Origin of the sequence: Xanthomonas hawaiiensis, from assembly GCF_031834635.1 — a bacterium.
Taxonomy (GTDB): Bacteria; Pseudomonadota; Gammaproteobacteria; order Xanthomonadales; family Xanthomonadaceae; genus Xanthomonas_A; species Xanthomonas_A sacchari.
This window is the reverse complement of sequence record NZ_CP115873.1, coordinates 4,727,700-4,746,790: the sequence shown is the minus strand read 5'-3', so window position 1 is coordinate 4,746,790 and position 19,091 is coordinate 4,727,700. Positions and strand designations below refer to the sequence as shown.

The window sequence follows — 19,091 nt, the reverse complement described above, 5'->3', positions numbered from 1 at the left end:
GTAAAGCGTCGCGGCTGAAGCCGCTCCTACAAGGGGAATGCGTGTCTCGCCAAGGAAGCGATCACTAGAGGCGTGCTTCAGCCGCGACCGGCGAATCCCAGGCCCGATCCCGGGTGCACGCGTCGGTGGCGCTGTGCGGTGAGCGGGGCGTAGCGGGCCTCGAGGGGGCGCGTGCATGGCGTGGCGATAGGAGGCGCGCGCGTGTAGGAGCGGCTTCAGCCGCGAGGCGTTACCGGTAAAGCCTCGCGGCTGAAGCCGCTCCTACAAGGGGAATGCGTGTCAGTAGAGGCGTGCTTCAGCCGCGACCGGCGAAGCCCAGGCCCGATCCCGGGCGCACGCGTCGGTGGCGCTCACAGATGTGGTCCGACCGACCCCGCCACCGCGACCAAACGGCACCAAATTGGGGCCTAGTCCACAGTCCATCGCCGGGTCGCAACCCGGAAATAAATAATTCACAGTAAGTTATTAGCTTCTCGCCCCGATGCCGCCGCCGATCACGACGGCTCAGGCTCCTGCGCGAGACGTCCGCGTGGAGCGCAGCAAACGAGATGCCGCCATGCGTCGACCTGACCGGCGCTCGTCCCCCGTGTCTCCCCCTTTCCTTCAGAACCGGACGCAGCCCAATGAAGATCGCATTCGTTCCCTCGCCCCTGGCGCGCGCCTGTCGCGTGCTCGCCGCCCTGACGGTGCTGGCCGTCGTGCCGCAGCTGGCCATGGCCAACTGCAACGACACCGTCGGCACCAAGATGAGCAACATCCTGTTCGCCGACAGCAGCGGCGACACCATGGTGCTGGCCCATCGCGGCCTGTGGGGCAAGTACTCGGGCATCGCCGACATGCCGGAAAACTCGCGCGGCGCGCTGCAGACCGCCAACGACCAGTGCATGGACGGCGTGGAGCTGGACATCAAGATGACCAGCGACGGCGTGCCGGTGGTGCTGCACGACTGGAACCTCGGCCGCACCACCAACGTGTGGACCAGCCGTGCCGGCGAAACCAAGTACGACCCGATGAACAACCAGGGCTACAACCCCTCGATCACGGTGACGCCGTGGTCGGCGGTGAGCGGCCTGTTCCTGCTGACCCCGGACCGCCGCACCACCACCGGCTACCATGTGCCGCGCGTGGACGACCTGTTCGCCTATTTCAAGCAGCACGGCCTGAAGACCCCGATGGTGTTCGACATCAAGACCGCCGACGCGGTCCGCGCGGTGTCGCGTGCGGCCGATGCCGCGTTCTCGGTGGCCTCGGCCAACTTCGTCGCGGCCAAGGTCAATGCGACCCTGTACCCGACCCGTTCGGCGTTCCGTGCCGACGGCAGCAGCATGGTCGGCATCCCGGTGTTCACCACCAACATGCTGACCAAGATCAACGTCAACAACGCCGTGTCGGCTTGGCTCGATACCAAGCAGGCGATGGAGATCAACGTCAAGCAGGTCGGCGGCCTGCTGCAGGACGAGGCCGACCGGGTGCGCGAGCGCGGCGCGCGCGTGGGCGTGTTCCAGGCGATTCCGGACAGCCCGCTGGCCGGGCAGTTCTACCAGAACAGCGGCGCCTGCTGCTATCGGCTGTCGGACCTGTACTTCTCCTACTCCGGCGGCCGCGACACCGCCGACAACCGTGGCGATCTCAACTTCATCGTCAACCAGGAGGCGTTCAGCCTGATCACCACCGACGACCCGAAGGCGGCGATCGCGTACCTGAAGGCGCGCGGCAAGCACGACTGAGTCCTTGCACGTCCTGGCGGCCGACCCCGCGGTCGGCCGCCGTGTCGCGGCCGCGGCGCTCCGGCGCCGCGCGCCGCCCTCTCCTGGAGAAGCGCATGTCCCTTTCCCTTGCCAAGTCCACCGTCGCCCTGTCGATCGCGCTGGCCGCCTGCACGCTGGGCACCGTCGTCGCGTCTGCCGCGCCCGCCACCGCCGATCCGGTGGTGTTGCGGGTCGGCGCGCAGCAGTTCACCGCCAGCGAGTACCGCGCGCTGGCCAGCGACGGCACGCGCGGCGATGCCGGCATCGACGACGACTCCGTGGTGCGCCGCTTCGCCGACCGCGCCATCCTGCTCGACCAGGCGCGGCAACAGCATCTGCAGGACGATCCGGTGGTGGCCGCCCGCCTGCGCCGTGCCGCCGACGCGATCCTGGCCGACGCCGCGCAGGCGCGCCTGCTGAGTAGCGCGCAGATCGACGAGCGCATGCTGCGCCAACAGTTCGCCGCGCATCCGGACGACTACACCGAATACCACCTGCGCCATCTGTTCGTGGCCCTGCAGCCGCAGGGTGGCCCACGCGCCGGGCATCGCCTGACCGAGGCGCAGGCCCTGCAGCGCGCCGAAGCGCTCAAGCGCCAGCTCGACGGCGGCGCCGATTTCGCCACCCTGGCCATGCGCGAATCCGACGACACCGCCACCGCCGGCGAGGGCGGGCAGTTGTCGCCGACCTTCGGCCGCTACCTGGCCGATGCCTTCGTCGCGCCGATCCGCCAGCTCGCGGTGGACCACGTGTCCGCGCCGGTGCGCGGCCCCGACGGCTACCACCTGATCCGCCTCGATACGAAGACCGACGCGCGCTTCGAGGCGGTGCGCGGGCAGATCGACCTGCAACTGCGCGAACAGGCCGCGGCCGACGCCATGCAACGGCTGCGCCAGGCGCAACCGATGGCATTCGACCGCGCCGCCTACGCGGCCGCCCCGCGCTGAGGCCGGCGATGCGACGGCGTGCTGCGCTGACGGTGTGCTGGGGCGCCGCCGCCGTGGCGGCGGCATCGCTGGCGCTCCTGTGCTGGCCGGCTGCAGCGCCGACGACCGCGCTCGTGCATGCAACGCGGCCGTCGCCAGCACGGTCGCGACCCGCTGCGACCGCCGCGCCTGTCGTCGCTGCCGCCGCGGATTCCCTCGCCACGGTGCCAGCAGGCGCCACCGAGGCGCAACGGCTGTCCGCCACCGCGTTGCTGGCGCTGGACTGCCGGCAACGCGCGCAGGCGCCAGCGCCCAGCGCGGTGCTGCCGCCGGGCGTGGACGAGGACAGCACGGAGCAGGCGACGGCCCGCCGCGTGGCCGAACAGCGCCGTCTCGCGGCGTGCCGCGGCGTCGCCCGGCTCGATGCCGCGCAGGTCGAGGCGATGCTGCGCAGTGCGGCCGCTGGCGGCGATGCCGATGCGCAGCGCCAACTGCTGGCGCAGCGCGTGGCGCACCTGCTCGCGCGCGCCGGCGGCGTCGATGCGGACGGGCAACCCGTGCCGCTGTCGGCCGCCGACGAACGCGACGCCGAGGACGTGGTGACGCAATTGGAAGACCGCGCCCTGCACGGCGATCGCGGATCGATCGACGCGTTGGCGCAACTGCTGCGCGCGCCGTGGCTGGCGGTGGCCGATCCGCCGTATGCCGCGGCCTGGCAGCTGGCCGCGCGGCAGGCGCCGGAGCGGCCGTTCCCGCCGCCGGAGCAGGCGATCGGCGCCGACGAACTGCTCGATGGCCTGAACGAGGCGCAGCGGCAACAGGCGCTGGGTCTGGCGCCGGCGCTGTTCGCGCAGTGCTGCGCGCGGCGCTGAATGGCCCGGCGCCAGCGGGTTTGGCCGCTGCCGCGGCTGCGGTCAGAATAGCGGCCGGCTTCCCCGTCCCGGATTTCCCTTGAAGATCGCCAGCTGGAACGTCAACTCGCTCAACGTGCGCCTGCCGCACCTGCAACAGTGGCTGGCCGCGTTCGCGCCGGACGTGGTCGGGATCCAGGAGACCAAGCTGGAGGACCACAAGTTTCCCGACACGGCACTGGCCGAGGCCGGCTACCGCAGCGTGTTCGCCGGGCAGAAGACCTACAACGGCGTGGCGATCCTCTCGCGCCTGCCGATCGGCGACGTGCAGATCGGCGTGCCGGGCCTGGAGGACGAGCAGAAGCGCGCCATCGCCGCCACCGTCGGCGACCTGCGCATCGTCAATCTGTACGTGGTCAACGGCCAGGACGTGGGCACCGACAAGTACGCCTACAAGCTGCGCTGGCTGGAGGCGGTGCACGCCTGGCTGGCCGACGAGCTGCAGCGGCATCCGCGGCTGGTGGTGCTGGGCGACTTCAACATCGCCCCGGACGCGCGCGACGTGCACGATCCGCTGGTGTGGAGCGACAACCACATCCTCACCTCCACCGCCGAGCGCGGCGCCCTGCACAAGCTGCTCGCCCTCGGCCTGCACGACGGCTTCCGCCTGCACCACGCCGATGGCGGCCTGTTCAGTTGGTGGGACTACCGCCAGGCCGGCTTCCGCCGCGACCTGGGACTGCGCATCGACCTGACCCTGGTGTCCGATGCGCTGAAGGCGCGCACCCGCGGCGCCGGCATCGATCGCGAACCGCGCACCTGGGAGCGCCCCAGCGACCACGCGCCGGCCTGGATCGAACTGGAGCCGGGCGCATGAGCGAGCGCCATGTGCGTCGCTGCATCGACAAGGTCGGCGAGACCGCGATCGCGCCGCTGCACCGGCTCAGTTGCCACTGCGGTGCGGTGCAGATCGACCTGGAACTGCCGCACGGCATCGTCGACCCGCGCCGCTGCAACTGCTCGCTGTGCCGGCGCCGCGGCGCCATCGTGGCCTCGGTCCCGCTGGCCGCCCTGCATGTCCGCCAGGGCGAGCAGGCGCTGCGCCTGTACCAGTTCCACACCCACACCGCGCAGCACTATTTCTGCGGCACCTGCGGGATCTACACGCATCATCGGCGCCGCTCCGATCCCAGCCTCTACGGCTACAACGTCGGCTGCCTGGAGGGCGTGGACCCGTATGCGCTGGCCATCGCGGTGCCGGTCGAGGACGGCGTGCATCATGCCGCCGACCGCGCCGCGCCGTGAGCGCGGCCGCAAACGCAAAACGCCCGGCGAACCGGGCGTTTGCGCAAACGGTGAAGGCGACGCGTCAGCGCGCGCGGCCGCGGGTGACCAGGTTGACGATCGCCAGCAGGATGATCGCGCCGATCAGCGAATACAGGAACGTCCACAGGGTGATCGCCTGGTTGATGCCGCCGCCGAACAGCCAGCCGGCGATCAGCGCACCGACGATGCCGACCACGATGTTCAGGATGATGCCCTGCTGTGCGTCACGGCGCATGATGATGCTGGCCAGCCAGCCCACGATGCCGCCGACGATCAACCAGATGATGATGCCCATGCGTCAGACTCCTCGGTTCGGCCCGCACCAGGAGCGGTGGGGTGCGCGCCATTTAAGGAGCGCTGCCGTGAAGCGATCGTATAGCGGCGTCACCTTGGCGCAGCGGCCATTGCGCTTTGTGGGTGTGGCGTGAGTGCGCCGATGTTCCCGCTTGCCGCCAACGGCGCCGAGGCACCCGACTGGCGCCTCGGCCCGGTGGCGCTGTGGCTGCGCCCGCATCCGCCGCGGACCTCCGGCGAAGCGCAGGCGCGGCGCCTGCTGGCCGGCGAACTGGCGCTGCCGGCGGCGCAGTTGCCGCTACGTCGCGATGCGCGCGGCCGGCCGGGGCTGCATGCACCGCTGGCGCACCTGGACACCGGCTGGAGCCACAGCGGCGACTACCTGCTGGTGGCGGTGGCTGCGCACGCACGGCTGGGCGTGGACATCGAGCGGCCGCGGCCGCGGCCGCGCCTGCTGGAACTGGCGCAGCGCTTCTTCCACCCCGACGAGGTCGCGCTGCTGGCGGCGCTGGCGATGCCGGCGCGCGAGGCGCTGTTCTTCCGCCTGTGGTGCGCCAAGGAAGCGCTGCTCAAGGCGCATGGCCACGGCATCGCCTTCGGCCTGCACCGGCTGCGCTTCGCCGAGGACGCCGGCGGCGCGCTGCGCCTGGTCTGGTGCGACCCGGGCCTGGGTGTGGCCGAGGCCTGGCATCTGCACGAATGGGCGCCGGTCGCGGGCTACCGCGCGGCGCTGGCCTGGACCCCTGCGGCGCTGCCGTAGCGATCGCCGTGCGTCGTCGCGTGCGCACCGGTGCGCACGCGGCGGCCGACCCGCGGCAGGCGCCGCGGGCGCCGTGCCTCAGGCTTCGACCGCACCGGCGCGGCCATCCTCCACCACGAAGCGCTTGAGCGTGGACACCGTGGCGTGCGGATCGCGGCGTTCGGAGATCGCCTGCAGCCGGGTCTCCATCCGCGCCGGGCTCAGCGCGACCGACACATAGCCGCGCTGGCGGCTCTCCGCGTAACGCACGTGCGGATTGTCCGGCAGCCGCTTCACGATCTCCGCATGCGGCGGGCCGTCGGAGGTGATCGAGGTGCCGACGAATTCGGTCGCCACGGTGCGCGCCTGCGGATCGGCCGCATCGGCCTTGAGGTCGGTGACCCAGTAGGAATGGATGTCGCCGCCCCAGAACACCGGATTGCGCAGGCCGCTGCGCACGATCGCGTCCAGCATGCGCGTGCGCGTGGCCGGATAGCCGTCCCAGCCGTCGGTCCAGGCACCGACATGGCCGTCGTTGCGGTCGTGCTGCACGATCGGCGCGACCAGCAGGTCCTGCGCGATGATGTTCCAGCGCGCCTGCGAGCGGCCGAAGCCGCGGTACAGCCAGCGCTCCTGCGCCGCGCCGAGCATGCTGCGCGCCGGGTCGTTCAGGTCCTTGCAGTCGAGCGGCGCCACATGGCCGCCGCGCCAGCCGTTCGGCAGGGGACAGGGCTGCTCGCTGCGGTACTGGCGCCCGTCGAGGACGAAGAAGCGCGCCAGCGCGCCGTAGTCCAGGGCCCGGTAGAGACGCATGTCCGGGCCGTGCGGACGATGCCGGGCGCGCAGCGGGAAGTGCTCGTACATCGCCTGGTAGGCGGCGGCGCGGCGGCGCAGGAAGGCGGCGGTGGGCACGGCCGGGTCCTGCGACCAGCGGTTGGCGTAGTCGTTCTGCACTTCGTGGTCGTCCCAGGTCGCCACGCAGGCGGAGCCCGCATGCAGCGCCTGCAGGTCGGGATCGGTGCGGTACAGCGCATAGCGGTTGCGGTAACCCGCCAGATCGACGCAGTCGCCGCTGCCGTGGGTGCGCACCAGGCCGGCCGCTTCCTCGCCGCGGTGGCTGTACTCGTAGATGTAGTCGCCCAGGAAGAACACCAGGTCCGGGCGCTCCGCGGCCAGGTGCCGGTAGGCGCTGAAATAGCCTTCTTCCCAGTGCGCGCAGGAGACGAAGCCGAAGCGCGCGCTGTCCAGGGAGCCCGGCGCCGGCGCAGTGCGCGCGCACCCGAGCGGACTCTGCGCGCCCAGCGCCTCGAAGCGGTACCAGTACGGCCGTCCCGGTTGCAGGCCGCTGACCTCCACGTGCACGGCATGGCCCCAGCGCGGATGCGCGGTTGCCACACCGCGCTGGACCACCTGGGTCATGGCCTCGTCGGTGGCCACGCGCCAGCGCACCGGAACCGGCGCGCGCAGGCCGCCGCTGCCGTCCGGCGCCAGCGGCTCGGGCGCCAGCCGGGTCCACAGCACCAGTCCGTCGTGCAGCGGGTCGCCCGCCGCCACGCCCAGGGTGAACGGATCGGCGCTGCCGCTGGCACGGGCGAACGGACTGAGCAGCGGCGTCGCCGCCAGCAGGCCCAGCCCGGCCAGCACCCGGCGGCGGCCGGGATCGTGCGGGGCGTCGACGGGCGCGGTCAGGGTGTCTGCAAGGTCGGACATGGGCAGAAGCGTGCTTGAAGACGACCGACAATGCTCGCGCGCGCCCATGTCCGCAACATGGCAGCACGCGCGGCGCCACCTGCGATAATCCACCGATGACCGATGCTTCCCTTCCCGATTCCGTACGCGCCGCGCTCGAACAGGGCCTGCACGCGCAAGGCCTGGACGCCGCGCTGGCGCCGCCGCTGTTGGCCTACCTGGCGCTGCTGACGCGCTGGAACCGCACCTACAACCTGACCGCGATCCGCGACCCGCACGAGATGGTGACCCGCCATCTGCTGGATTCGCTGGCGATGCAGCCGTTCGCCCAGGAGGGCGCGCTGGCCGACCTGGGTACCGGTCCCGGACTGCCCGGGATCCCGCTGGCGATCGCGCGGCCGCAGCTGCGGGTGACCCTGGTGGAGAGCAACGGCAAGAAGGCGCGGTTCCTGCGCGAGGCGGTGCGCCAGCTGCGCCTGGACAACGCGCGGGTGGCCGAGTCGCGCGCCGAGGCGCTGGACGAGGCCGGCGCCTACGACCTGCTGACCGCACGCGCGCTGGACACCCTGGCCGGCATCGTCGCCGTCGGCGGCCACCTGCTGCGCCCGGGCGGGCGCCTGCTGGCGATGAAGGGCGTGCGCCCGGACGAGGAGATTGCCGCGCTGCCGCCGGGCTGGGTGGCGCCGACGGTGCACCCGCTGCAGGTCCCCGGCCTGGGCGCCGACCGCCACCTGGTGGTGGTCGAGCGCGGTTGAGCGGCCGCCGCGGCCGGCCCCGATTTCCGCCACGGGGGGCAGTGACCGCATAATGCCCGGTCCCACCCCATCGCCGACGAGGCTCCCGCATGGCCCGCATCATCGCCATCGCCAACCAGAAGGGCGGCGTCGGCAAGACCACCACCGCGGTCAACCTGGCCGCGTCGCTGGCGCGGCAGTCGCAGCGCGTGCTGCTGGTGGACCTGGACTCGCAGGGCAATGCGACGATGGGCAGCGGCATCGACAAGCGCGAGCTGGCCGCCTCCACCTGCGACGTGCTGCTCGGCGAGAGCAGCGCCGAACAGATCCGGGTGACCGCACCGGAAGGCTTCGACCTGCTGCCGGGCAACATCGATCTCACCGCCGCCGAGATCCAGCTGATGGACCAGCCGGCGCGCGAGCAGCGGCTGAAGACCGCGCTGGCGCCGCTGCGCGAGGCCTACGATTTCATCCTGATCGACTGCCCGCCGGCGCTGTCGCTGCTGACCCTGAACGCGCTGACCGCCGCCGATTCGGTGATCGTGCCGATGCAGTGCGAGTACTACGCGCTGGAAGGGCTGACCGCGCTGCTGGAGACCATCGAGGCGCTGCGCGCCGAGCTGAACCCGGCGCTGGAGATCGAAGGCGTGCTGCGCACCATGTTCGACGTGCGCAACAACCTGGCCAACGCGGTGTCGGCGGAGTTGACCAACCACTTCGGCGACAAGGTGTTCCGCACCATCGTGCCGCGCAACGTGCGCCTGGCCGAAGCGCCCAGCCATGGCCAGAGCATCGTCGGCTACGACCGCACCTCGCGCGGCGGCGTCGCCTACCTGGGCCTGGCCGGCGAGATCGTGCGCCGCCGCAACGAACGCAATCGGCCGATGCCGGCCATGGAGACCGTCTGATGAGTGCCAAGCCCCCCGCCCTCGGAGCGAAGAAGCGCGGCCTCGGCCGTGGCCTGGAAGCGCTGCTGGGGCCGAAGGGCGCGGCCGCGCCGGTGCCCACCGCCGAGCTGCAGCCGGGCGAAAGCCTGCGCCGCCTGCCGGTGGGGCAGCTGCAGCCGGGCAAATACCAGCCGCGCCAGGAGATGGACGAGGCCAAGCTGCAGGAGCTGGCCGAGTCGATCAAGGCGCAGGGCGTGATCCAGCCGATCGTCGCCCGCGAACTGGCGCCGGGCAGCTTCGAGATCGTCGCCGGCGAACGCCGCTGGCGCGCCTCGCAGTTGGCCGGCCTCAGCGAGGTGCCGGTGGTGGTGCGCGAGCTGGACGACCGCACCGTCATCGCCATGGCGCTGATCGAGAACATCCAGCGCGAGGACCTCAATCCGCTGGAAGAGGCGCAGGCGCTGCAGCGGCTGATCGACGAATTCTCGCTGACCCACGCCGAGGCCGCCGAGGCAGTGGGTCGCTCGCGCGCGTCGGTGTCCAACCTGCTGCGCCTGCTGGAACTGCCGCCGGCGATCCGCGCGCTGCTGGAAGCGCGGCGCCTGGAGATGGGCCATGCGCGCGCGCTGCTGACGCTGTCGCCGGAGCTGGCCAGCCGCCTGGCCTCCGATGCCGCCGACCAGGGCTGGTCGGTGCGCGAGGTCGAGCACCGCGCGCAGCAGTTCGCCGCCGGCAAGGTGCCGAGCAACCGCAAGGCCAAGCCGGCGCGCACCGCGCCGCAGGCCGACATCGCCTCGCTGGAGACCGAACTGTCCGAGTCGCTGGGCACCAAGGTGTCCATCGCCCACGGCCGCGGCGGCAAGGGCAAGCTGGTGATCCACTACACCGACCTGGACACGCTGGACGGCGTGCTCGAGAAACTGCGTCCGCGGCAGGCCTGAGCGCCGCCGCCCGCGTCCGCCAGGACCGCTTCCGCCATGCATCCCAGCAAGGTCGACCGTCACCACCTGTTGCGCCTGACCGACCTGCCCAACGTCGGGCCGGCCTGCGAGAAGGACCTGCGCCTGATCGGCATCCGCGTACCCGCCCACCTGCAGGGCCGCGATCCGTACGACATGTACGCGCAGCTGTGCCTGCGCACCGGCGTGGTGCACGACCACTGCGTGATCGACGTGTTCCTGTCGATCGTGCGCTTCATGCAGGGCGAGACGCCGCGCCCGTGGTGGGAATTCAGCAAGGAGCGCAAGGCGGCGCTGGCCAAGGACGCGCCGCTGACCCTGCGCTGAGGCCGCGCGCCACGGCGCGGGGCAGCCACCGGAGCATCGCATGAGCAACCAGGACACGCAGATCAGCCCGGGCGGCAGCCAGATCCTGCCGCATCGCGCAGCGGGCGCCGTCGATCCGGGCGGCGTCAACGCCGGCTTGCCCTGAGCGTTGCCGTGCCGCGACGCCCGCCATTTCTTCGTCTTTCGCTTTCCAGGATTCCGCCATGCCCACTCTCGTCACCGGCGCCGCCGGCTTCATCGGTGCCCACACCGTCCGCGCGCTGCGCGCCGCCGGGCAACTGGTGGTGGGCCTGGACAACTACAACGACTACTACGACCCGCAGCTCAAGCGCGACCGCGTCGCCGCGCTGTGCGCGGACGCGGACATCCGCACGCTCGACCTCACCGACCGCGAGGGCCTGGCCGCGCTGTTCGACGAGGTGCAGCCGACCCGCGTGGTGCACCTGGCCGCGCAGGCCGGGGTGCGCTATTCACTGCAGAATCCCTACGCCTACGTCGACAGCAACCTGGTCGGCTTCGTCAACATGCTGGAGCTGTGCCGGCACCGCGGCGTCGAGCACCTGGTCTACGCCTCCAGCAGCTCGGTGTACGGCGATTCGGCGACCCCGCCGTTCTCCGAAGACCAGCGCATCGACCAACCGCGCTCGCTGTACGCGGCGACCAAAGCTGCCAACGAGCTGATGGCCCACACCTATGCGCAGTTGTATGGGCTGCGCGCCACCGGCCTGCGTTTCTTCACCGTGTACGGTCCCTGGGGCCGCCCGGACATGGCGCCGCTGCTGTTCAGCCGCGCGGTGCTGGCCGGGCGCCCGATCGAGGTGTTCAACCACGGCCGCATGCGCCGCGATTTCACCTTCGTCGCCGACATCGTCGCCGGCGTGCTCGGTGCGCTCGATCACCCCTCCAGCGAGCCGGTGCCGCACCGCGTGTTCAACCTCGGCAACCACACCCCGGTGGAGTTGGAGCATTTCATCGCGGTGATCGAGGCCGCCGCCGGACGCAGTGCCGAAAAGCTGTACCGGCCGATGCAGCCGGGCGACATGATCGAGACGATGGCCGATACTGCACGGGCCCACGCCGCGTTCGGCTTCGATCCGAGCACCCCGATCGAGGTCGGCCTGCCGCAGGTGGTGGCCTGGTGCCGGGCATACTTCGGCGCCGCCGCCTGACGCTTCATGCGCGGATCCTCGGTCCGCGGCACAATGCCCCGCTTTTCCCCCACGCGCCCCCGCGCCCAGCCCTGCCGAATCCATGAGCCAGCTTTCCCTTTCCGTCGTCGTCCCGGTGTTCAACGAGCGCGACAACGTGCCGCCGCTGGTCGCCGAGATCGTCGCCGCGCTGCGCGGCACGATCGATTTCGAGATCGTCTACGTCGACGACCATTCGCGCGACGACACCCTGGCGGTGCTCGAAGGGCTGAAGGCGTCCACGCCGGAGTTGCGCGTGCTGCACCATGTCAGCCAGAGCGGGCAGAGCACCGCGGTGCGCAACGGCGTCAAGGCCGCGCGCGGGCTGTGGATCGCCACGCTCGACGGCGACGGCCAGAACGACCCGGCCGACATTCCCAAGCTGCTGGCCGCGCGCGCCGCAGCGGCGCCGCTGGTCAAATTGTTCGCCGGCTGGCGAGTGTCGCGGCAGGATTCGGGCAGCAAGCGCTGGGCCTCGAAGTGGGCCAACGCGATTCGCGCGCGCATGCTGCGCGACGACACCCCGGACACCGGCTGCGGCATCAAGCTGTTCGAGCGCGAGGCGTTCCTGGACCTGCCGTACTTCGACCACATGCACCGCTACCTGCCGGCGCTGATGCAGCGCGCCGGCTGGCAGACCCTGAGCGTGCCGGTGAACCATCGCCACCGCACCGCCGGCGTCTCCAAGTACAACAACCTCAACCGCGCCCTGGTCGGCATCCGCGATCTGCGCGGCGTGGCCTGGCTGATCGCGCGCAGCCGCCGCACCGCGGTGCAGGAGCGCTGAGATGGATGCGCATTTCCTCAACGAACCGATCCAGGCGCTGTACTGGACCGGGCTGCACGTCACCGGCTGGAAGCTGATCGGCTACGTCGGCGCACTGATGTTCGGCGGCCGCTGGCTGGTGCAGTTCGTCGCCTCCAAGCGCGCCGGCAAGCCGGTGATCCCGCGCCTGTTCTGGTACATGAGCGTGGTCGGCAGCCTGATGACGCTGAGCTACTTCATGTTCTCGGCCAAGCAGGACTCGGTGGGCGTGCTGCAGAACCTGTTCCCCGCCTTCACCGCCTTCTACAGCCTGTACCTGGACATCAAGCACCGCGGCTGGCACCGCGACCGCGCCTCGCATTGAGCGCGGTGCCGCTGCGCGCGATTGCAGGTGGCGCATGATCGCAGGCGGCGCGTAACACCCTTCGATCTCGGCCCGCCACAGTGGGAGGGACTTCAGTCCCGACGCGCGCATCCTCCACACGCCAATGGGTCTGCCGTCATTGCCGCCGATGGCACCAGACCCGCACAGATGGAGGGACTTCGGTGCCGACGCATCAGCCTCTATCGTCATTGCCGCCGACGACGCCAAGGCCCCACATGTGGGAGGGACTTCAGTCCCGACGCGTGAATCTTCCAGGTCCCGGTGGTGCAGCCATACGCTGCACACAGCAGCGAGTACCGGATTTCTGACGCTACGCGCGCTGGTTTCCCTACGGCCGCACCGGTCCATCGCCGATGGCGTCGCGTAATCGGCCTTGCAACCCTGGCGTCATGCACACCAGACTTCCCAGAGGCTACCGTGCGCTGCGTGTAGGGCGCTGGAGCGAGACCGGACGCATCTACTTGGTCACCACGGTGACCTGGCAGCGCCAACGCCTGTTCGATGACTGGCGATGTGCCTGGGCGGCCGCCTCCTGCCTGGGGCATGCCGACACCTGGGGCATGCCGACACCTGGGGCGGCGCGCAGTTGCTGTGCTGGGTGCTGATGCCCGACCACTGGCATGGACTGGTCGTGCTCGAGCACGATGCCACGCTGTCGACCGTGATGCGCGAAGCCAAGGGCCGCGCCGCGAGGGCGGCCAATCACGCGCGGGGCCGTGGCGGCGCGGTGTGGATGGAGGGGTTCCACGATCGCGCACTGCGCGACGCGCGGCAGTTGTTGCCGGCGGCGCGTTACATCGTCGCCAACCCGTTGCGTGCCGGGCTGGTGCGCCGGGTCGGGGACTACCCGTATTGGGATGCGGTTTGGCTGTGTTCGACCGCTACCGCGCCTTGCGCGGCATCATGCTCGGGTGCCAGTGCGACGGTGTGATGCCGTGCAGACAGGTGTTGAGGATTGCGGTCGCATGGTCGATGTCCGCGCAGCGGGCGTGCAATTGCAGCAGGTGCTGCTGGATGTGGTCGCGGCCGGAGCGACCGCGCGTCGGGACTGAAGTCCCTCCCACATGCGCTGTCCACCACCGCAAGGTGCGTTTTCGTCGCGCTGCCTTGCCCACACAGGACTTCCGGCCCACCCGCCAAGCCGGGCCGGGATGCGATCATCGACGATCCGTTCCCGCCGTGTGCCGCCCATGCCGATGCTCGCCAAGACCCCGCTGGTCATTTCCCTGCTGATCGCGTTCGCCGTGGCCACGCCTGCACTGGCCGCACCGCCGGCGTCCGCAGCGTCCAGTGCAACACCGGCCACCGCCAGCGCCGCCGATGCGCGCTTCCAGGCCATCTACGAGAAGGAGTGGGCCTGGCGTCAGGCGCAGCTCGGGCAGGCCGACGAGGACAGCGACAGCAGCGGCGACAACCGCCATCTGCCCGACGTCGGCGCGGCCGCGCAGGCCGCGCGCCTGAAGGTGTGGGACGACGTGCTGCGGCAGCTGGACACGCTCGATGCCACCCAGCTCTCGCCGGAGAACCAGGTCAACCTGGCGATCTACCGGCCGCAGGTGGAGAACCTGGCCGCGGCGGTGCGCCTGCGCGCCTACGAGATGCCGTTCAACTCCGACAGCGCGTTCTGGTCGGACCTGGCGTTCATGGCCCGGCGCACGCTGCGCACGCCCGACGAGTACCGCGCCTACATCGCGCGGCTGGAGGACGTGCCGCGCTACTTCGCGCAGCAGACCGACAACATGCGCGCCGGGCTCAAGCGCGGCTTCAGCGTGCCGCGCGCGGTGCTCGACGGTCGCGATGGCGCCATCGCCAACGTGGCCGAACTGAAGGATCCGACCGCCGCGGTGCTGTACACGCCGTTCAAGCAGATGCCGGCGCAGATTCCCGCCGCCGAGCAGGCGCAGCTGCGCGCACAGGCGCAGGCGGCGCTGCGCGACAAGGTGATCCCGGCCTACGCGCAGCTGCTGACCTTCTATCGCCAGGAGTACATGCCGCAGGCGCGCACCACGCTGGCCGCCGAAGCCCTGCCCGACGGCAAGGCCTTCTACCGGCAGCAGATCCGCGAGTACACCACGCTGGACATGGATCCCGAGCAGATCCACCAGCTCGGCCTGCGCGAAGTGGCGCGGATCCAGAAGGAGATGGACGCGATCATCCAGCAGGTCGGCTTCCACGCTCCGGCCGGTCAGAAGACCTTCCCGGCATTCCTGCAGTTCCTGCGCACCGATCCGCAGTTCTACGTGAAGACCCCGCAGGAACTGCTCGATCGCGCCGCGTGGATCGCCAAGCGCGTGGACGGCGAGGTCGGCAAGTTCATCGGCACGCTGCCGCGCGGGCGCTTCACCATCGTGCCGGTGCCGGCGGACATCGCCCCGTTCTGGACCGCCGGGCGCGGCGGCGTCGGCACCTACTGGCTCAACACCTACGACCTGCCGTCGCGGCCGCTGTACAACCTGCCGGCGCTGACCCTGCACGAATCCTCGCCGGGCCACTCGCTGCAGGGCGCGCTGGCCGAGGAGCAGGGCGCGCAGCCGGCGTTCCGCCGCGAGAACTACATTTCCGCCTACGGCGAGGGCTGGGCGCTGTACACCGAGAAGCTGGGCAAGGAGATGGGCATCTACGCCACGCCCTACGAGGACTTCGGCCGGCTCAGCTACGAGATGTGGCGCGCCTGCCGCCTGGTGATCGACACCGGCGTGCACCACAAGGGCTGGACCCGCGCGCAGGCGCAGGCCTACCTGCGCGATCGCACCGCACTCAGCGAGCACGAGGTCACCACCGAGGTCGACCGCTACATCTCCTGGCCGGGCCAGGCGCTGAGCTACAAGCTCGGCGAGCTGACCATCCTCGATCTGCGCGCCGAGGCCGAGCGCGAACTCGGCGCGGATTTCGACATCAAGTCCTTCCACGACGCGGTGCTGCAGCAGGGCTCGGTGCCGCTGCCGGTGCTGCAGCAGCAGATCCGCGCCTACATCGCTGCGCGCAAGAAGAAGGCCTGACCGCCACCGCGCGGGCCGGCGCCACTTCCTGGGGGAAGGGCGCCGGCCTGCGGCGGATCAGCCGGCGTGGCGTGGCCCGGCCACGCGCGCGGCAAACGTCGGCAACACCAGCAAGGTCAGCGCGGTGGCGGTGATCAGCCCGCCGATCACCACCGTTGCCAGCGGTTTCTGCACCTCCGCGCCGGAGCCGCTGGCGATCGCCATCGGAATGAAGCCGACGATCGCCACCAGCGCGGTGGTCAGCACCGCGCGCAGGCGGCTGCCCGCGCCGTCGATCGCCGCCTGCAGCGGCAGGTCGCCGGCCTCCAGGCGCTCGCGGATCGCCTGCATCAGCACCAGGCCGTTCAAGGTGGCCACGCCGGAGACGGCGATGAAGCCCACCGCGGCCGACACCGAGAACGGCATGCCGCGCAGCAGCAGGGCGAGCAGGCCGCCGACCAGCGCCAGCGGCACGCAACTGAACACCAGCACTGCTTCCTTGACGCTGCGCAGGGCCATGAACAGCAGGCCGCCGATCAGCAGGAACACCACCGGCACCACCGTCGCCAGCCGCCGCTCGGCGCGTTGCAGGTTCTCGAACTGGCCGCCCCAGCTCAGATAGGCGCCCGGCGGCAACGGCACGTCGGCCACCGCGGCCTGCGCCGCGCCGACGAAACCGCCCAGGTCGCGGCCGCGCACGTTGGCCTGCACCACCACGCGGCGGCTGCCGTTGTCGCGGCTGATCTGGTTCGGCCCTTCGCTGACGGCGATGCGCGCCACCGACGACAGCGGAATCACCTGTCCGGTCGGCGTGGCGATCGGCAGCGCGGCCAACTGGTCCGGATCGTTGCGCGCGGCATCGTCCATCCGCACCACCACGTCGAAGCGGCGGTCGCCCTCGAAGATCTTGCCGGCGGCGCGGCCGCCGATGCCGGTGGCCAGCGCGTCGCTCACGTCGGCCGCGCTCAGCCCGACCTGCGCCGCCGCCGTGTGGTCGATGGTCACATCCAGCGTGGGCAGCCCGGAGATCTGTTCCACCCGCACGTCGGCCGCGCCCTCCACCGCGCGCAGCGTCGACGCGATCTGCTCGGCCACCTTCTGCAACTGGCCGAAGTCGTCGCCGAAGATCATCACCGCCAGGTCGGTGCGCACGCCGGAGATCAGTTCGTTGAAGCGCAACTCGATCGGTTGGCTGAACTCGAAACTGTTGCCGAGCTGCTGCCCCGCCAGCGCCTCCAGGCGGGCCACCAGTCGCTCCTTGTCCAGCGCCGGATCGGGCCAGTCCTTGCGCGGCTTGAGCACGATGACGCTGTCGGAGATGTTGGTCGGCATGGGGTCGATCGCCGCCTCGGCGGTGCCGGTCCGCGAGAACACGGTCGCCACTTCCGGCTGCGTGGCGATGGCCTTTTCCAGCGCCAGTTGCATCGTCAGCGACTGTTCCAGCGAGGTGGACGGCACGCGCAGGGCCTGCATCGCCACATTGCCTTCGTCCAGCGTCGGCATGAACTCGCGGCCCAGCAGCGCGAACGCGCCGACGCCTGCCAACAGCATCGCCACCGCACCGCCGGCGACCGTGCGCGGATGCGCGACGGCGGTGCGGATCACCGGTGCGATGCGCGTGCGCAGCGCGCGGAGCAGCCACGTCTCGTGCGCGCCCTCGGCCGCATGCGCCGCGTCGTCCGGCAGCGTCGGCTCGCGCACCAGCAGCGCCGCCATCGCCGGCACGAAGGTGAAGGAAAACAGGAACGCGCCGACCAGGGCCAGCATGAAGGTAGCCGCCATCGGCTGGAACGTCTTGCCCTCCACGCCCTCCAGGGTGAGGATCGGCGCGAACACCAGCAGGATGATCAACTGGCCGAAGGCGGCCGGCCGCGCCATCCTGCGCGCGGCCTCGGCGGCCACGCCCAGGCGCTCGGCGGCGGTCAACCCGCGGCCCAGTGCGGCGCGGCGCTGGCCGAGCATGAGCAGGGTCGATTCGACCACGATCACCGCGCCGTCCACCAGGATGCCGAAATCCAGCGCACCCAGGCTCATCAGGTTGCCGCTGATGCCGAAGCGGTGCATGCCGATCACCGCGAACAGGAACGACAGGGGAATCACCAGCGCGGTGATCGCGGCCGCGCGCAGGTTGCCCAGCAGCAGGAACAGGATCGCCACCACCAGCAGCGCACCCTCGGTGAGGTTCCTGGCCACGGTCTTGATGGTCGCGTTGACCAGCACGCTGCGGTCCAGCACCGGCGCCGCCACGATGTCCGGCGGCAGCGACGCGTTCACCTGCTCAAGCCGCGCGGCCGCGGCCTGCGCCACGGTGCGGCTGTTGCCGCCGGCGATCATCAGCGCGGTCCCCAGCACCGCCTCGTGGCCGTTGCGGCTGGCCGCGCCCAGGCGTGGCGCCCGGCTCGGCGCCACCGCGGCCACGTCGGCCACGCGCACCACGATGCCGTTGCGGATGGCCACCGGCGCCTGCGCGAGATCGTCGGCGCTCAGTGCCAGGCCATCGGCACGCACCACCAGGCCTTCGCCGGCACGCTGCACGAACCCGGCGCCGGCCTGCACGTTGGCGCGCTGCAGGGCGGTGACCAGGTCGGCCAGGCCCAGGCCGTGCGCAGCCAGCCGCGCGCCGTCCGGATGCACGCCGTATTCCTTGACGTAGCCGCCGATCGTATCGACGCCGGCCAGGCCCGGGCTGGAGCGCATCTGCGGCGCGATGATCCAGTCCTGCACGGTCCGCAGATAGGTGGCGCGCTCCTGCGGCGTGCGCAGCAGCTCGCCGTCCGGCGTGCGGTAGACCTCCCCGGCCTGCCAGCCCGCCGCGCCCGGCCGGGCCAGCCTGGCCGGGTCGAACGCGGTGAAGTCCACCGTCCACATCAGCACCTCGCCCAGGCCGGTGGTGACCGGCGACAGCCGCGGCGTCACACCATCGGGCAGATCCTCGGCTGCCTCGCGCATGCGTTCGGCCACCTGCTGGCGGGCGAAGTAGAGGTCGGTCGCATCGGTGAAGATCGCGGTGACCTGCGAAAAGCCGTTGCGCGACAGCGAGCGGGTGGCGGTCAGGCCGGGGATGCCGGCCAGCGCGGTTTCCAGCGGGTAGGTCACCTGCCGCTCGATCTGCTCCGGGGTCAGGGCCGGCGCCACCGTGTTGAGCTGCACCTGGCGGTTGGTGATGTCCGGCACCGCGTCGATCGGCAGCCTGCCCAACTGGAACAGGCCCACGGCGGCGAGCAGCGCGGCCAGAGCCACCACCAGCCAGCGGTAGCGCACGGCGGTGTCGATCATGAGGTTGAACATGGTCGCC

Annotated in this window: 18 protein-coding genes; 15 read left to right on the top strand and 3 right to left on the bottom strand. The window is 71.0% G+C overall.

What is annotated here, in order from left to right; genetic code table 11:
• Positions 1 to 713: 713 nt before the first annotated feature.
• The 5 genes from PG878_RS20305 to PG878_RS20285 all read left to right on the top strand — a co-directional run bounded on the left by PG878_RS20305 (position 714) and on the right by PG878_RS20285 (position 4,830).
• On the top strand, positions 714 to 1,727 hold the full coding sequence (locus PG878_RS20305; RefSeq protein ID WP_209030288.1) for a glycerophosphodiester phosphodiesterase family protein: 1,014 nt from the start codon (positions 714 to 716) through the stop codon (positions 1,725 to 1,727).
• Between the two features lie 95 nt (positions 1,728 to 1,822).
• The gene (locus tag PG878_RS20300) at positions 1,823 to 2,695 is read left to right on the top strand and encodes a peptidylprolyl isomerase (RefSeq protein ID WP_209030084.1); all 873 of its coding nucleotides are present in this window, start codon (positions 1,823 to 1,825) and stop codon (positions 2,693 to 2,695) included.
• Positions 2,696 to 2,898: 203 nt separating this feature from the next.
• Positions 2,899 to 3,546, top strand: coding sequence for a hypothetical protein (locus PG878_RS20295; RefSeq protein ID WP_209030085.1), 648 nt, complete (start codon positions 2,899 to 2,901; stop codon positions 3,544 to 3,546).
• A 79-nt stretch (positions 3,547 to 3,625) separates the two neighbouring features.
• Positions 3,626 to 4,402, top strand: a complete 777-nt coding sequence (gene xth / locus PG878_RS20290; RefSeq protein WP_209030086.1) for an exodeoxyribonuclease III — start codon at positions 3,626 to 3,628, stop codon at positions 4,400 to 4,402.
• The gene (locus PG878_RS20285) at positions 4,399 to 4,830 is read left to right on the top strand and encodes a GFA family protein (protein WP_209030087.1); all 432 of its coding nucleotides are present in this window, start codon (positions 4,399 to 4,401) and stop codon (positions 4,828 to 4,830) included. The genes xth and PG878_RS20285 overlap by 4 nt, the downstream gene beginning before the upstream one ends.
• Before the next feature lie 64 nt (positions 4,831 to 4,894).
• On the opposite strand, the gene PG878_RS20280 is transcribed toward PG878_RS20285, so the two are convergent.
• A complete protein-coding gene (locus PG878_RS20280) occupies positions 4,895 to 5,146 on the bottom strand; it encodes a GlsB/YeaQ/YmgE family stress response membrane protein (RefSeq protein ID WP_010342751.1) in 252 nt (83 codons plus the stop codon).
• Positions 5,147 to 5,287: 141 nt separating this feature from the next.
• On the opposite strand from PG878_RS20280, the gene PG878_RS20275 reads away from it, so the two are divergent.
• Complete coding sequence (locus PG878_RS20275; protein ID WP_209030088.1) at positions 5,288 to 5,905, top strand: 4'-phosphopantetheinyl transferase family protein; 618 nt, start codon at positions 5,288 to 5,290, stop codon at positions 5,903 to 5,905.
• A 78-nt stretch (positions 5,906 to 5,983) separates the two neighbouring features.
• Here the strand turns inward: PG878_RS20275 and PG878_RS20270 are convergent, their stop codons facing one another.
• Complete coding sequence (locus tag PG878_RS20270) at positions 5,984 to 7,594, bottom strand: alkaline phosphatase D family protein (protein WP_209030089.1); 1,611 nt, start codon at positions 7,592 to 7,594, stop codon at positions 5,984 to 5,986.
• A gap of 95 nt (positions 7,595 to 7,689) precedes the next feature.
• On the opposite strand from PG878_RS20270, the gene rsmG reads away from it, so the two are divergent.
• The 9 genes from rsmG to PG878_RS20225 all read left to right on the top strand — a co-directional run bounded on the left by rsmG (position 7,690) and on the right by PG878_RS20225 (position 15,817).
• Positions 7,690 to 8,328: a 16S rRNA (guanine(527)-N(7))-methyltransferase RsmG gene (gene rsmG / locus PG878_RS20265; protein WP_209030090.1), complete on the top strand. Its 639-nt coding sequence runs from the start codon at positions 7,690 to 7,692 to the stop codon at positions 8,326 to 8,328.
• 89 nt (positions 8,329 to 8,417) lie between these two features.
• Positions 8,418 to 9,215 (top strand): ParA family protein, encoded by a 798-nt coding sequence (locus PG878_RS20260; RefSeq protein ID WP_017908741.1) that lies wholly within the window; start codon positions 8,418 to 8,420, stop codon positions 9,213 to 9,215.
• Positions 9,215 to 10,135: a ParB/RepB/Spo0J family partition protein gene (locus PG878_RS20255; protein ID WP_160946928.1), complete on the top strand. Its 921-nt coding sequence runs from the start codon at positions 9,215 to 9,217 to the stop codon at positions 10,133 to 10,135. Before PG878_RS20260 ends, PG878_RS20255 begins: the two co-directional genes overlap by 1 nt.
• 36 nt (positions 10,136 to 10,171) lie before the next feature.
• The gene (locus PG878_RS20250) at positions 10,172 to 10,480 is read left to right on the top strand and encodes a helix-hairpin-helix domain-containing protein (RefSeq protein WP_017908743.1); all 309 of its coding nucleotides are present in this window, start codon (positions 10,172 to 10,174) and stop codon (positions 10,478 to 10,480) included.
• A 203-nt stretch (positions 10,481 to 10,683) separates the two neighbouring features.
• Positions 10,684 to 11,649, top strand: a complete 966-nt coding sequence (locus PG878_RS20245; RefSeq protein WP_209030091.1) for an NAD-dependent epimerase/dehydratase family protein — start codon at positions 10,684 to 10,686, stop codon at positions 11,647 to 11,649.
• 82 nt (positions 11,650 to 11,731) lie between these two features.
• Positions 11,732 to 12,454 (top strand): glycosyltransferase family 2 protein, encoded by a 723-nt coding sequence (locus PG878_RS20240; protein ID WP_209030092.1) that lies wholly within the window; start codon positions 11,732 to 11,734, stop codon positions 12,452 to 12,454.
• Position 12,455: 1 nt separating this feature from the next.
• A complete protein-coding gene (locus PG878_RS20235; protein ID WP_152181456.1) occupies positions 12,456 to 12,797 on the top strand; it encodes a lipid-A-disaccharide synthase N-terminal domain-containing protein in 342 nt (113 codons plus the stop codon).
• 625 nt (positions 12,798 to 13,422) lie between these two features.
• The gene (locus PG878_RS20230) at positions 13,423 to 13,749 is read left to right on the top strand and encodes an REP-associated tyrosine transposase (protein WP_244672491.1); all 327 of its coding nucleotides are present in this window, start codon (positions 13,423 to 13,425) and stop codon (positions 13,747 to 13,749) included.
• 265 nt (positions 13,750 to 14,014) lie between these two features.
• Positions 14,015 to 15,817 (top strand): DUF885 domain-containing protein, encoded by a 1,803-nt coding sequence (locus PG878_RS20225; protein ID WP_425611791.1) that lies wholly within the window; start codon positions 14,015 to 14,017, stop codon positions 15,815 to 15,817.
• 57 nt (positions 15,818 to 15,874) lie between these two features.
• Here PG878_RS20225 and PG878_RS20220 read toward each other — a convergent pair whose 3' ends face one another.
• Positions 15,875 to 19,084 carry an efflux RND transporter permease subunit gene (locus tag PG878_RS20220; protein ID WP_209030093.1) on the bottom strand — a complete coding sequence of 1,070 codons (3,210 nt, stop codon included), beginning with the start codon at positions 19,082 to 19,084 and terminating at the stop codon, positions 15,875 to 15,877.
• Positions 19,085 to 19,091 lie beyond the last annotated feature (7 nt).

Coding starts and splice junctions, on each gene's coding strand:
- rsmG (WP_209030090.1), top strand. CDS start 7,690: ATGACCGATGCTTCCCTTCCCGATTCCGTACGCGCCGCGCTCGAACAG.
- PG878_RS20300 (WP_209030084.1), top strand. CDS start 1,823: ATGTCCCTTTCCCTTGCCAAGTCCACCGTCGCCCTGTCGATCGCGCTG.
- PG878_RS20220 (WP_209030093.1), bottom strand. CDS start 19,084: ATGTTCAACCTCATGATCGACACCGCCGTGCGCTACCGCTGGCTGGTG.
- PG878_RS20225 (WP_425611791.1), top strand. CDS start 14,015: ATGCTCGCCAAGACCCCGCTGGTCATTTCCCTGCTGATCGCGTTCGCC.
- PG878_RS20280 (WP_010342751.1), bottom strand. CDS start 5,146: ATGGGCATCATCATCTGGTTGATCGTCGGCGGCATCGTGGGCTGGCTG.
- PG878_RS20305 (WP_209030288.1), top strand. CDS start 714: ATGGCCAACTGCAACGACACCGTCGGCACCAAGATGAGCAACATCCTG.
- PG878_RS20235 (WP_152181456.1), top strand. CDS start 12,456: ATGGATGCGCATTTCCTCAACGAACCGATCCAGGCGCTGTACTGGACC.
- PG878_RS20285 (WP_209030087.1), top strand. CDS start 4,399: ATGAGCGAGCGCCATGTGCGTCGCTGCATCGACAAGGTCGGCGAGACC.
- PG878_RS20260 (WP_017908741.1), top strand. CDS start 8,418: ATGGCCCGCATCATCGCCATCGCCAACCAGAAGGGCGGCGTCGGCAAG.
- PG878_RS20255 (WP_160946928.1), top strand. CDS start 9,215: ATGAGTGCCAAGCCCCCCGCCCTCGGAGCGAAGAAGCGCGGCCTCGGC.
- PG878_RS20250 (WP_017908743.1), top strand. CDS start 10,172: ATGCATCCCAGCAAGGTCGACCGTCACCACCTGTTGCGCCTGACCGAC.
- PG878_RS20240 (WP_209030092.1), top strand. CDS start 11,732: ATGAGCCAGCTTTCCCTTTCCGTCGTCGTCCCGGTGTTCAACGAGCGC.
- PG878_RS20275 (WP_209030088.1), top strand. CDS start 5,288: ATGTTCCCGCTTGCCGCCAACGGCGCCGAGGCACCCGACTGGCGCCTC.
- PG878_RS20230 (WP_244672491.1), top strand. CDS start 13,423: ATGCCCGACCACTGGCATGGACTGGTCGTGCTCGAGCACGATGCCACG.
- PG878_RS20245 (WP_209030091.1), top strand. CDS start 10,684: ATGCCCACTCTCGTCACCGGCGCCGCCGGCTTCATCGGTGCCCACACC.
- PG878_RS20270 (WP_209030089.1), bottom strand. CDS start 7,594: ATGTCCGACCTTGCAGACACCCTGACCGCGCCCGTCGACGCCCCGCAC.